Origin of the sequence: Sphingomonas sp. PR090111-T3T-6A (assembly GCF_000383095.1) — a bacterium.
Taxonomy (GTDB): Bacteria; Pseudomonadota; Alphaproteobacteria; order Sphingomonadales; family Sphingomonadaceae; genus Solisphingomonas.
In genome coordinates this window covers 11,774-23,829 of sequence record NZ_AORL01000019.1, presented here as the reverse complement: position 1 = coordinate 23,829, position 12,056 = coordinate 11,774, and the positions used below count along the sequence as shown (strand labels likewise).

Annotated in this window: 9 protein-coding genes; 7 read left to right on the top strand and 2 right to left on the bottom strand. The window is 67.7% G+C overall.

The features are described 5' to 3' along the window. Positions 1-22 precede the first annotated feature (22 nt). Entirely contained in the window at positions 23-1,231 is a 1,209-nt protein-coding gene (locus tag ST3T6A_RS0108955; protein ID WP_019832577.1) for an efflux RND transporter periplasmic adaptor subunit, read from the top strand. Next, positions 1,228-4,368 (top strand): efflux RND transporter permease subunit, encoded by a 3,141-nt coding sequence (locus tag ST3T6A_RS0108950; protein WP_019832576.1) that lies wholly within the window; start codon positions 1,228-1,230, stop codon positions 4,366-4,368. Before ST3T6A_RS0108955 ends, ST3T6A_RS0108950 begins: the two co-directional genes overlap by 4 nt. Before the next feature lie 17 nt (positions 4,369-4,385). Here ST3T6A_RS0108950 and mnmA read toward each other — a convergent pair whose 3' ends face one another. Further along, a complete protein-coding gene (gene mnmA, locus ST3T6A_RS0108945; RefSeq protein WP_037538227.1) occupies positions 4,386-5,498 on the bottom strand; it encodes a tRNA 2-thiouridine(34) synthase MnmA in 1,113 nt (370 codons plus the stop codon). 115 nt (positions 5,499-5,613) lie between these two features. On the opposite strand from mnmA, the gene ST3T6A_RS0108940 reads away from it, so the two are divergent. From ST3T6A_RS0108940 to ST3T6A_RS0108930, 3 genes are all read left to right on the top strand, one after another. Continuing rightward, entirely contained in the window at positions 5,614-5,913 is a 300-nt protein-coding gene (locus tag ST3T6A_RS0108940; RefSeq protein ID WP_019832574.1) for a hypothetical protein, read from the top strand. Positions 5,914-5,995: 82 nt separating this feature from the next. Continuing rightward, positions 5,996-6,295, top strand: coding sequence for a CtrA inhibitor SciP (gene sciP / locus ST3T6A_RS0108935; protein ID WP_019832573.1), 300 nt, complete (start codon positions 5,996-5,998; stop codon positions 6,293-6,295). A 163-nt stretch (positions 6,296-6,458) separates the two neighbouring features. Beyond that, entirely contained in the window at positions 6,459-6,713 is a 255-nt protein-coding gene (locus ST3T6A_RS0108930) for a GlsB/YeaQ/YmgE family stress response membrane protein (protein WP_019832572.1), read from the top strand. A gap of 53 nt (positions 6,714-6,766) precedes the next feature. Here ST3T6A_RS0108930 and ST3T6A_RS0108925 read toward each other — a convergent pair whose 3' ends face one another. Then, positions 6,767-7,483 carry an SIMPL domain-containing protein gene (locus ST3T6A_RS0108925; RefSeq protein WP_019832571.1) on the bottom strand — a complete coding sequence of 239 codons (717 nt, stop codon included), beginning with the start codon at positions 7,481-7,483 and terminating at the stop codon, positions 6,767-6,769. Positions 7,484-7,721: 238 nt separating this feature from the next. Between ST3T6A_RS0108925 and ST3T6A_RS0108920 the strand changes: the two genes are divergently transcribed. Both ST3T6A_RS0108920 and ST3T6A_RS0108915 read left to right on the top strand, forming a co-directional pair. Continuing rightward, on the top strand, positions 7,722-8,888 hold the full coding sequence (locus ST3T6A_RS0108920; RefSeq protein ID WP_019832570.1) for an efflux RND transporter periplasmic adaptor subunit: 1,167 nt from the start codon (positions 7,722-7,724) through the stop codon (positions 8,886-8,888). 30 nt (positions 8,889-8,918) lie between these two features. After that, the gene (locus ST3T6A_RS0108915) at positions 8,919-12,008 is read left to right on the top strand and encodes an efflux RND transporter permease subunit (protein ID WP_019832569.1); all 3,090 of its coding nucleotides are present in this window, start codon (positions 8,919-8,921) and stop codon (positions 12,006-12,008) included. Positions 12,009-12,056: the final 48 nt, after the last annotated feature.

Sequence of the window (12,056 nt, the reverse complement as noted above, 5' to 3'; positions counted from 1 at the left end):
ACGCATATGATGCGCGCCGCTCATGATCGGCCATATCTCACCCCGCACGCCCCGCATTCTCGCGCTCTCGACGCTGCTCGCGCTGGCGGCCTGCGGAGGCGACAAGAAGCAGCCGCCCAAGCCCACGCCCACCGTCGGCGTGGTCGTCGCCAAACCGCAAGCGGTGGCGATCGACACCCAGCTTCCCGGCCGCACCGATGCCTATCTGATCTCGGACGTGCGCCCGCAGGTGTCCGGCGTGGTGCTCAAGCGGCTGTTCACCGAGGGCAGCCTCGTCCGCGAGGGCCAGCCGCTCTACCTGATCGATCCCGCGCTCTACCGCGCCGCCGTGGGGCAGGCGCAGGGCCAGCTCGCCTCTGCTCAGGCCAATGCGGTGGCGGCCCGCCTGAAGGCCGAGCGCTATTCCGACCTTGAGAAGATCAACGCGGTCGCGAGGCAGGATGCCGCCGACGCCCGCGCCGCCGCGGGCCAGGCCGAGGCCGCCATCCAGCAGCAGAAGGCCGCGCTCGACACGGCGCGGATCAACCTGCGCTATACGAGCGTGCTGGCGCCCATCTCGGGCCGGATCAGCCGCTCGTCGGTGACGCCCGGCGCGCTGGTGACGGCGAACCAGACCACCGCGCTCGCCACCATCACCACGCTCGATCCGATCTATGTCGACATCCAGCAAAGCTCGACCGAGCTGCTCCAGTTGAGGAAAGCGATCGCCGCCGGCGGCGCGCTGCCGAACGAAGCGGCGGTGCGGCTCAAGCTGGAGGACGGCAGCGACTATCCGCAGGCCGGGAAGCTCGAATTTTCCGAAGTGAATGTCGACACCGCCACCGGCGCCGTGACGCTGCGCGCGCGCTTCCCCAACCCGCAGGGGCTGCTGCTGCCCGGCATGTATGTCCGCGCGGTGGTGAGCCAGGCGATGCGCAAGGATGCCTTCCTGCTGCCCGAAGCCGCGGTGGTCCACGATCCGCGCGGCGCCGCGACGGTGCTGGTGGTCGGCCCCGACGACAAGATCGTGAAGAAACCCGTCACCGATGAGGGCCTGCACCAGAATCGCTGGGTCGTGACGCAGGGCATCGCCGCCGGCGACCGGGTGGTGATCGAGGGCAGCGGCAAGGCGCGTCCCGGTCAGGCCGTGCACGCCGTCCTCTCCACCGGCTCCCAGGCCGAGGCGGCAGCGATCGACGCCGCGCCCGCACAGGGCAAGGGCAAGAACGGCCGGTCCGGCGCCGCCCGATGATCTCGCGCTATTTCATCGAACGGCCCATCTTCGCGTGGGTCATCGCTATCGTCATCATGCTGTGCGGCATCGGCGCGGTGACGCACCTGCCGATCGCGCAATATCCCGACATCTCGCCGCCGCAGGTGAGCATCAACGCCAATTATCCGGGCGCCTCGGCGCAGGTGCTCCAGGATTCGGTCACCCAGGTGATCGAGCAGCAGCTCACCGGCCTCGACGGCCTGCTCTATTTCCAGTCGACGTCGAGCGACACCGGCTCGGTGCAGATCACCGCCACCTTCAACAACGGCACCAACCCGGACATCGCCCAGGTGCAGGTGCAGAACAAGGTGCAGCAGGCGCTGCCCCGCCTGCCCCAGCAGGTGCAGCAGCAGGGCCTGAACGTCCAGAAGCGCCAGCCCGACTATCTGATGCTGGTGGCGGTCTACGACAGCTCGAACATGACAGCGTCGGCCGACGTGGCCGACTTCATGGTCTCCAAGCTCCAGGACCCGCTGAGCCGCGTCGCCGGCGTGGGCGAGGTCGACGCCTTCGGCACCCAATACGCGATGCGCGTCTGGATGGACCCGTACAAGCTCAACGCGCACCAGCTCCAGCCGGCCGATGTGTCGGCCGCGATCCAGGCGCAGAACGTGCAGGTCGGCGCCGGCCTGATCGGTGCCCAGCCCTCGGTGAAGGGGCAGGAGCTGAACGCCACCGTCACCGCGCAATCGCGCCTCAACACGCCCGAGCAGTTCCGCGCCATCATCCTCAAGACCGAGAGCGACGGCTCCGTGGTCCGCATCGGCGACGTCGCGCGGGTGGAGCTGGGGCAGGAAAGCTACACCTCGATCTCGCGCTTCTCGGGCCATCCGGCCGCCGCGCTCGCCGTGTCGCTGGCGCCCGGCGCCGACGCGCTCAAGACGGCGGAGGCGGTGAAAGCGCGCGTGCAGCAGCTCTCCAACATCTTCCCGGACGGCTACAAGGTCTCCTACCCGCGCGACAGCACCGACTTCATCAAGCTCTCCATCGAGGAGGTGGAGAAGACGCTGCTCGAGGCGATCGTGCTGGTCGTCATCGTGATGTTCGTCTTCCTCCAGAGCTGGCGGGCGACGCTGATCCCGGCGATCGCGGTGCCGGTGGTGCTGCTCGGCACGTTCGGCGTGCTGGCGCTGTTCGGCTATTCGATCAACACGCTCACCCTGTTCGGCATGGTGCTGGCGATCGGCCTGCTCGTCGACGACGCGATCGTGGTCGTCGAGAATGTCGAGCGCATCATGGAGGAGGAACGCCTCTCCGCCCATGACGCCACCATGAAGTCGATGGGCGAGATTTCGGGCGCGCTGATCGGCATCGCCATGGTGCTGTCGGCGGTGTTCCTGCCGATGGCTTTCTTCGGCGGGTCGACGGGCATCATCTATCGCCAGTTCTCGATCACCATCGTGTCGTCGATGGTGCTGTCGGTGATCGTGGCGCTGATCCTGACCCCGGCGCTGACCGCGGCCCTCCTCAAGCCCAAGCATGAGGAGCACAAGAGCGACAACGCGTTCAACCGCACCACGACGCGCTTCTTCACTTGGTTCAACGACCGTTTCGACCGGGGCGTGAAGAAATATCAGGCCGGTGTCGGCTATGTGATCGAGCGGACGCGCTGGTTCATGATCGCCTTCGTGGGCGTGGTCGGCTTGCTGTTGTTCCTGTTCGTGCGACTGCCCACCGGCTTCCTGCCCACCGAGGATATCGGCCAGGCGATCGTGCAATATTTCCTGCCCGCCGGCGCCACGCAGGACCGGACCATGGCGGTGAGCCAGGCGGTGGAGAAATATTTCCTGCATCAGGAACATGATGTGCAGGACATGTTCGCCAACTCGGGCCGCAACTTCTCGGGCTCGGGCGACAATGTCGGCCAAGCCTATCTGATCCTGAAGCCGTGGGACGAGCGCAAGGGCCCCAAGAACAGCGCCAACGCCATCACCCAGCGCGCGCAGAAGGCGCTCGGCGGAATGCGTGACGCCCGCGTGCTGACCGTGCTGCCGCCGGCCATCCGCGGCCTCGGCCAGACCAACGGCTTCACGCTGGAGATTCTCAATCAGGGCGGCCTCACCAATGAGGAGTTCGCCGCCGCCAAGGACAAGCTGATCGCCGAGGCCAATGCCGATCCGCTGCTCGATGCGGTGCGCCTCGGCAGCCTTGAGGATACGCCCCACCTCCATATCGATGTCGACGAGTCCAAGGTCGGCGCGCTGGGCCTGTCGCAGAGCGATGTGAACTCCACCCTCTCGGCGGCGTTCGGCGGCACCTACATCAACGACTTCGTCGATCGCGGCCGCGTGAAGCGTGTCTACATCCAGGGCGACGCCCCCTATCGCGGCACGCCCGAGGATCTGGCGGCGTGGCATGTCCGCTCATCCAACGGCACGATGGCGCCCTTCTCCGCCTTCTCCAGCTATAGCTGGACCAAGGCCCCCTCGACGATGCAGCGCTTCAACGGCGTCGCTTCCTACGAGATTCAGGGACAGGCGGCGGCGGGCCACAGCTCGGGCGCTGCGATGGACGAGATCCAGAAGCTCGCCGAGCAGATTCCCGGCATCGGCACGGCCTGGTCGGGCCTCTCCTATCAGGAGCGGCTCTCCACGGGGCAGGCGCCGACGCTCTATGCGCTGTCGGTGCTGGTCATCTTCCTCTGCCTCGCCGCGCTCTACGAGAGCTGGTCGATCCCGATCTCGGTGCTGCTCGTGATTCCGCTGGGCGTGATCGGCGCGGTGCTGGCGGTGATGGTGCGCGGGCTCGACAACGACATCTATTTCCAGGTCGGCCTGCTCACGACGATCGGCCTGTCGGCGAAGAATGCGATCCTCATCGTCGAGTTCGCCGAGTTCGCCGAGGAACGCGGCAAGACGCCGCTGGAGGCTGCTCTGGAGGCGGCGCGCCTGCGCCTGCGCCCGATCCTGATGACGTCGCTGGCCTTCGTGGCGGGCGTCATCCCGCTCGCCATCGCCACGGGAGCCGGCGCGCAGAGCCGCGTCGCGATCGGCACGGCGGTGGTCGGCGGCATGATCACCGCGACCAGCCTCGCCATCTTCTTCGTGCCGATGTTCTTCGTCGCCGTCCGCTGGCTCTTCACCCGCGGCGGCAAGAAGAGCCACGCGGCCGACTGATCGGCCGCCCCCGGCCGTCAGGCGGCGACCAGCGCCGCCTCGGCCGGGGTGGTCTCCTCGATCCAGCCGCCGCCGAGCACCCGGTCGCCGGCATAGAGCACCGCCGCCTGCCCCGGCGCGACGCCATATTCGGGCGCGTCGAAATGCACCGCCTCGCCATCGAAGCGCGCCGGCACCGGCTTCGCCATCGAGCGCACCTTGGCGGTGACGGGGCCGGTGAAATCCCCGCCCAGCCAGTTGATCTCGGACAGCCGCGCGGCCGTGACGCCCAGCGCGCGGCGCGGGCCGACGATCACGCGGTTCTGCGCGGCGTCGAGCTTCACGACATAGAGCGGCTCGGGCGAGCCCCCGATCTCCAGCCCGCGACGCTGGCCGACGGTGAAGTGGATGAGCCCGCGATGCTGGCCCAGCTCCCGCCCCTCCAGATCGACGATCGCGCCCGGCGCCTCGGCCTCGGGACGGATCTTGCGGACGACGCCGGCATAATCGCCGTCGGGAACGAAGCAGATGTCCTGGCTATCGGGCTTGGCGGCGACGGCAAGGCTCATCTCGGCCGCGATTGCGCGCACCGCCGGCTTGGGCATCCCGCCGAGCGGGAAGCGCAGATAGTCGAGCTGGTCCTGCGTGGTCGCGAAGAGGAAATAGCTCTGGTCGCGCGCCGGATCGGCGGCGCGGTGAAGCTCGGCACCGGCGGAACCCTCGACGCGGCGGACATAGTGGCCGGTCGCGAGGCAATCCGCCCCCAGCTCGCGCGCGAGGCGCAGCAGGTCGGTGAACTTCACGCCCTGGTTGCAGCGCACGCAGGGGATCGGGGTGCGCCCCGCCATATAGTCATCGGCGAAGCGATCGATCACGCTTTCCCGGAAGGCGCTCTCATAGTCGAAGACATAGTGCGCGATGCCGAGCTTGTCGGCGACGGCGCGCGCGTCGCGGATGTCGCGGCCGGCGCAGCAGCTCCCCGCGCGGCCGACGGCGGCGCCATGGTCGTAGAGCTGGAGGGTGATGCCGATCGTCTCGGCCCCGCTGCGCGCCGCGAGCGCGGCCACCACGGAGCTGTCGACGCCACCGGACATGGCCACGACGATGCGACGGCCGGCGAGATCGGCCCCAAGCTGGAAATCGGCGTTCATGATGGCCGCGCCCATAGCCGATTCGCCACGCCACGGCAAAAGCGCCTGCGCGTTTACTAATCGTTATCCATCTCGGCCCTAGCCTCGGAGCCCCCTCCACGATGCGGTGCTGCCTATGGACCCCAATCGAATCGCCGCCATGCCGAACGAGCTTATGCTCGATCATGCGCTGCTGATCGCAGGCGCGGCTGTCACCCAGGCATCGACGCGCACCGCCGTGCTGGCGGAGAGGATGGCGCAGCAGCGCCAGGCGCATTTCGGTGATTCGGTCAGCGCACTGGTGGAGATCTTCTCCGGCCGCGATGCGGCGGCGGCAGCCCAGTTGCAGGGCAGCTTCCATCCGCGCGTGGCGCACGCGGCGGCCGGAAAGGTTCGGTCAAGCTTGATGAAGCCGGGCTTTACCTTGGCATTTTAGCGTTCTTTCAACCGGTGGTGCGTAAGGATCACCCAACACGACGGGGGAGCGTCGTCGGCCCATGGCCCAGTTCGAGGTGTAGATGATCGAGAACCAGAAGATTCGCCCGGCACAGGTTATCGGACCGCTCGGCGAGCCGCTGACGCTGGACAGCCTCCCGCCGCCCGAGACGCAGCGCTGGGTCGTGCGTCGCAAGGCCGAGGTGGTGGCCGCCGTCAATGGCGGGCTGCTGACCGTCGACGAGGTCTGCGACCGCTACCGGCTCAGCCTGGAGGAATTCGCGAGCTGGCAGCGTGCCGTCGACCGTTCAGGCATGCCGGGCCTGCGCGTGACGCGCATCCAGCATTATCGCTCGGTGTACGAACGCCAGCAGAAATACTGACACCCTCTTCCACGGCGTTTCAGCAGACGGCCGCTCGCGCACCCGCGTGAGCGGCCGTTCGCGTATAGCCGCCGGTCAGGAACGTAATCGTTGGCCATGCGTATCAACTCCCAGCAGCACCGTTCGGGAGAAGCGACATCGAACGGCGCCGGAGGAGGATAAAATGGCAATCATCATCTGGCTGATTCTGGGCGGCATCATCGGCTGGCTGGCGAGCATCCTGATGCGGACCGACGCCCAGCAGGGCATCATCCTCAACATCGTGGTCGGAATCGTCGGCGCCTTCATCGGCGGCATCATCTTCAACCACGACATGAACAATATGGACTTCTCGCTGACCGCGCTCATCGAGGCGTTCATCGGCGCGGTGATCCTGCTCGCGATCGTCAATCTGATCCGTCGCGGCTCGGTCCGCTGACCATCCCGTGTGGAGTTCGGGAGGCGCGCCCGCCGGCACGCCTCCCCTGTTGATCACTGAAGCTCGAAGGTGACGCTGAGCGACACGCCGACCTTCTGCTCGCCGGGCTGAAGCTCGGTCGAGGCCTTGTCCATCCGCGCCATCATCATCGGCCGCGGAGCGGAAGGCGGGCTGTAGCCGCCCGCCTCGCTGATCGCGACAATCCGCTTCACGCCCATTCCGGCCGCCTTGGCATAGAGGTCCGCCCGCGCCCGCGCCTTCTGGAGCGCCTGCGTCCGCGCCTCGTCCAGCGCCGCCTCCGGATGCTCGATGCCGAAGTCCGGCCCGTTGATCTGATTCACGCCCTGCCCGACCAGCGCATCGAGAATCGGCCCCGCCCGCTGGATGTCGTGGAAGACGATGCTGAGCTGGTTGGATGCCTGATAGCCGGTGATGACCGGCGCCTGCCCCTCGGCATAGCGATATTGCGGCTGGAGGCTGAGCGAGGATGTGCGGATGTCCTTGTCGGCCACGCCCGCACGCTTCAGCGCGGCTACCGCCGCCGCCATGCGCTTGGCATTGTCCGCCATCGCCGAGGCCGCGCTCGACGACTGGGTGGTGACGCCCGCGCTGATCGTCGCCATGTCGGGCGCACGCGTCACCTCGCCCTCGGCGCTCACGTCGAGCCGGGTGCCTGCGATCGGCACCGTCGCCGGCTCGTCGGCGCGGGCGGTGGCGGGCAGCGCCATCGTGGTGGCAATCGCGAGCGCAGGCAGCAGCATGGCCTTCATAGAGATACTCCCCAAAACCGGGCGGACCCTGCCCGGACATGCGACGATCTGTGTCGATCCATGGCCGAACCGTGGCTGAACGGCGCCGACAGCGATCATTCACCTCTTTCGGGGGAGAATGAAGCCCCGCCCGAAAACCCACGCCCTCTCCTTATCCGTCGCTTGCACCAAGTGATGTATTCATATAATACACCAGCGGGACGCCCCATAGGGCGAGGCAGGATATCGGGTGAGGGGCATGAACTACGAGCACGGTGGGTGGAGCGATGACGTCGACGAGACGGCACCCGATAGCGCTACGACGACCCGCCGGCGCCGCCTGATCCTCATCGCAGGCGGGATCATCGCGCTCATCGTCGTGCTCGGGCTCGCCTTCGGGCGCGGGCACAACAAGCCGGCCGCAAACGGGCCTTCGGTGCCCACCGTCACGGTGATCGTGCCCGGCCGCATCTCCGTCGCCGCCACCACCACCGCGACCGGCAACCTCCAGGCCAAGCGCGCCATGCCGGTGGGCGTGGCGGGCGAAGGCGGCATGGTGAGCCGCGTGCTCGTCGACGCCGGCACCTGGGTGAAGGCGGGGCAGACGCTGGCCACGGTCGATCCCGCCGTGCAGGCGGCGCAGACGAGCCAGATGCAGGCGCAGATCACCTCCGCCGAAGCCGACGCCAAGCTCGCCCAGAACCAGCTCGACCGTGCGCTCGCGCTCGTCTCGCGCGGCTTCATCAGCAAGGCCGACATCGACCAGCGCACCGCCACCCGCGATGCCGCCGACGCCAGGGTGAAGCTCGCGCAGGCGCAGTATCGCGAGATGGTGGCGCGCCTCGGCCGCCTCGACATCCGCTCGCCGTCGGCGGGCCTCGTCCTCCAGCGCAACGTCGAACCGGGGCAGATCGTCAGCTCGGGCTCGTCCGCCCTGTTCATGGTCGCGATGGACGGCGTGCTCGAGCTTCAGGCCAAGCTCGCCGAGCAGGACCTTGCGGACGTGAAGGTCGGGATGCCCGTCACGGTGACGCCGGTCGGCGCGCCCCGGAGCTTCACCGGCACGGTGTGGCAGGTGTCTCCGATCATCGATCCGACGACCCGGCAGGGCGTGGCGCGCGTGCAGCTCGCTTATTCGCCCGAGCTGCGCCCCGGCGGCTTCGCGACGGCGACCTTCTCGTCGCAGCACGTGCAGGCGCCGGTGCTGCCGGAATCGGCCGTGCTGAGCGATGCCCAGGGCAACTATGTCTATGTGATCGACCAGCGTAATATGGTCGCCCGGCGCAACGTGAAGATCGGCGACGTGTCGGATACGGGGATCGCGATCCTCACCGGGCTCAACGGGGACGAGCGGGTGGTCTATTCGGCCGGCGCCTTCCTCAACCCCGGCGAGAAGGTCATCCCCGACCTGAAGCGCGCGAACTGACGACTGACGCTCGAGGACAGGACAAGAGCGATGCGTAACATCTCCGCCTGGTCGATCCGCAATCCGGTGCCGTCGCTGGTGCTGTTCGCGGCGCTGACGCTGGCCGGCATCATCGCGTTCATGCGCATGGACGTGAACAACCAGCCGGACATCAGCTTCCCCGGCGTCAACGTCGACATCAGCCAGCCGGGCGCCGCGCCGACCGAGCTGGAGACGCAGGTCACCCAGCGCGTCGAGGCCGCCGTGCGCGGTATCTCGGGCGTCGACGAGATCGATTCGACGATCACCGAGGGCTCGTCGTCCACCTTCGTCCAGTTCACCATCGGCACGCCGGTGGACCGCGCCGTCAACGACGTGCGCGAGGCGGTGTCACGCATCCGCTCGGACCTGCCGGACGGCATCCTCGAGCCGCAGGTCAGCCGCGTCGACATCGACGGCGATCCGATCGCCTTCATGTCGGTGGAATCGACCGGCATGACGCTCGAACAGCTCAGCTGGTACGTCGACAACACGATCGCGCGCCGCCTCCTGTCGATCTCCGGCATGGCGCAGGTCGAGCGCTCGGGCGGCGTGACGCGCGAGATCCGCGTCGTGCTCGATCCGGCCAAGATGCAGGCCCAGGGCGTCACAGCCAGCCAGGTCAACGCCCAGCTTCTGGCGACGAACCTCAACGCCGCCGGCGGCCGCGCCGAGATCGCGGGCGCCGAGCAGTCGGTCCGCGTGCTCGGCAACGCCAAGGACGCCTATGCGCTGAGCCAGAAGCAGATCCAGATCTCGGCCGGCCGCATGATCAAGCTCGCCGACATCGCCACCGTGAAGGACAGCTACGCCGAGCAGCGCAAGCTCGCGAAGATGAACGACCGGCAGGTGCTGAGCTTCGACCTTCAGAAGGCCAAGGGCTATTCGGACGTCACCGTCTACGACGAGGCGATGAAGGCCCTGAAGCAGATCGAGAAGGACAATCCCCGGGTCCACTTCACCCAGCTCTACGCCTCGGTCGACTACACCAAGATGCAGTACAAGTCGGCCATCCACGCGATGATCGAGGGCGCGGTGCTGGCGGTCGTGGTGGTGTTCTTCTTCCTGCGCGACTGGCGCGCGACGGTGATCTCCGCGCTCGCCATCCCGCTCTCCGCGATCCCGACCTTCTGGGCGATGGACCTGCTGGGCTTCACGCTCAACGGCATGACGCTGCTGGCGCTCAGCCTCGTGGCGGGCGTGCTGGTCGACGACGCGATCGTGGAGATCGAGAACATCGTCCGCCACATGCGCATGGGCAAGACGGCCTATCAGGCCGCGATCGACGCCGCCGACGAGATCGGCCTCGCCGTCGTCGCCACCACCATGTCGATCGTCGCGGTGTTCCTGCCGGTCGGCCTGATGCCGGGCGTGGCCGGGCAGTTCTTCAAGAATTTCGGCCTGACCGTCGTCGCCGCGGTGCTGATGAGCCTCGCCGTCGCGCGTCTCGTCACGCCGATGGTCGCCGCCTATTTCCTGGAAGCGCATGGCCCGCAGGAGCATGGCGAAAGCTGGATGATGCGGCACTACATGAAGCTGCTGCGCTGGTCGCTCAAGCATCGCTGGTGGACGATGGCGGGCGGCGCCGCCGCGCTGGTGGCGACCGTCTTCTCCTTCGCGACGCTGTCGTTCCAGTTCCAGCCGCCGCTCAATTTCGACTTCAGCCAGGTGAAGATTCAGCTCGTGCCCGGCGCGACGCTGGAGCAGACCACGGCCGTCGCCGACAAGACCGCGGCGCTGGTCCGCCAGCAGCCCGAGGTCGCCGCCGCCTTCGAGAGCATCCGCGTCGGCAACGCGACGATCTTCATCACGTTGAAGAAGGACCGCAAGCGCACCTCGATCCAGTTCGAGCGCGACCTCGCGCCGGCGCTCAACAAGATCGCGGACGCCCGCATCAACTTCCAGTCGCAGTCGGGCGGCGGCGGTCGCGACATCTCGCTGCTGCTCGCCAGCGACGATCCCGACAAGCTGGAGGACGCCGCCAACAAGGTGGTGGCCCAGATGAAGGGCATCTCCGACATCGTCGCCCCGCGCGTCGAAGGCGATCTGCCGCGGCCCGAACTCATCATCAAGCCGCGCTTCGACCTTGCCGCCGACATGGGCGTGTCGACGCAGGCCCTCTCCACCGCGATCCGCATCGCGACGCTGGGCGACATCGACCAGAACGTGGCCAAATTCTCGCTCTCCGACCGCCAGATCCCGATCCGCGTGGTCATCAACGAGAACAGCCGCCGCGATCTCTCGACCATCCAGAACCTGCCGGTGCCGACCACGCGGGGTGGATCGGTGCCGCTGCGCGTCGTCGCCGACATCGGCTTCGGCGAGGGTCCGTCGCAGATCCGCCGCTACAACCAGGAGCGCCGCCTGCTGATCTCGGCGGATCTCGCGCCGGGCGTGGTCGCGGGTGACGCGATGAAGAAGATCTACGCGCTGCCGGCGGTCGCTCACCTGCCCGACGGCGTCGAGCGGCCCAATTACGGCGACGCCAAGTGGCAGGCCGAGATGATCACCAACTTCGTGATCGCGCTCGCCTCCGGCATCCTGCTCGTCTTCGCGGTGCTGGTGCTGCTCTACAAGCGGGTGGTGCCGCCGTTCGTGAACCTCAGCTCGCTGCTGCTGGCGCCGCTGGGCGGTGCGCTCGCGCTGCATATCGCCGGCATGGCGGATTCGCTCCCCGTGCTGATCGGCGTGCTGATGCTGCTCGGCATCGTCGCCAAGAACTCGATCCTGCTGATCGATTTCGCGATCGAGGAGATGGGCCGCGGCACGCCCAAGTTCGAGGCGATCATGGAAGCCGGGCACAAACGCGCCCAGCCGATCATCATGACCACCGTCGCGATGGTGGCCGGCATGATCCCGACCGCGATCTCGATCAGCGGCGACGGCTCGTGGAACCAGCCGATGGCGGTGACCGTGATCGGCGGCCTGATCTGCTCAACGATGCTGACGCTGGTGATCGTGCCCGCGGCCTTCAGCCTCGCCGACGGGTTCGAGCGCCGGATTGGGCCGTGGGCGCGCCGCGTGTTCACCACCGGCGGCCAGCATGGCCATGGCCAGGCCACCGGCCCGCATCCGATCAGCGTAAGCCAGGCGGCGGAATGAACCTTCTGCCGCCTCGCGCCTTGAAAGGGGCATGACGAGCGTAGCGTC

Coding starts and splice junctions, on each gene's coding strand:
- mnmA (WP_037538227.1), bottom strand. CDS start 5,498: ATGAACGCCGATTTCCAGCTTGGGGCCGATCTCGCCGGCCGTCGCATC.
- ST3T6A_RS0108940 (WP_019832574.1), top strand. CDS start 5,614: ATGGACCCCAATCGAATCGCCGCCATGCCGAACGAGCTTATGCTCGAT.
- ST3T6A_RS0108925 (WP_019832571.1), bottom strand. CDS start 7,483: ATGAAGGCCATGCTGCTGCCTGCGCTCGCGATTGCCACCACGATGGCG.
- ST3T6A_RS0108955 (WP_019832577.1), top strand. CDS start 23: ATGATCGGCCATATCTCACCCCGCACGCCCCGCATTCTCGCGCTCTCG.
- ST3T6A_RS0108915 (WP_019832569.1), top strand. CDS start 8,919: ATGCGTAACATCTCCGCCTGGTCGATCCGCAATCCGGTGCCGTCGCTG.
- ST3T6A_RS0108920 (WP_019832570.1), top strand. CDS start 7,722: ATGAACTACGAGCACGGTGGGTGGAGCGATGACGTCGACGAGACGGCA.
- ST3T6A_RS0108930 (WP_019832572.1), top strand. CDS start 6,459: ATGGCAATCATCATCTGGCTGATTCTGGGCGGCATCATCGGCTGGCTG.
- sciP (WP_019832573.1), top strand. CDS start 5,996: ATGATCGAGAACCAGAAGATTCGCCCGGCACAGGTTATCGGACCGCTC.
- ST3T6A_RS0108950 (WP_019832576.1), top strand. CDS start 1,228: ATGATCTCGCGCTATTTCATCGAACGGCCCATCTTCGCGTGGGTCATC.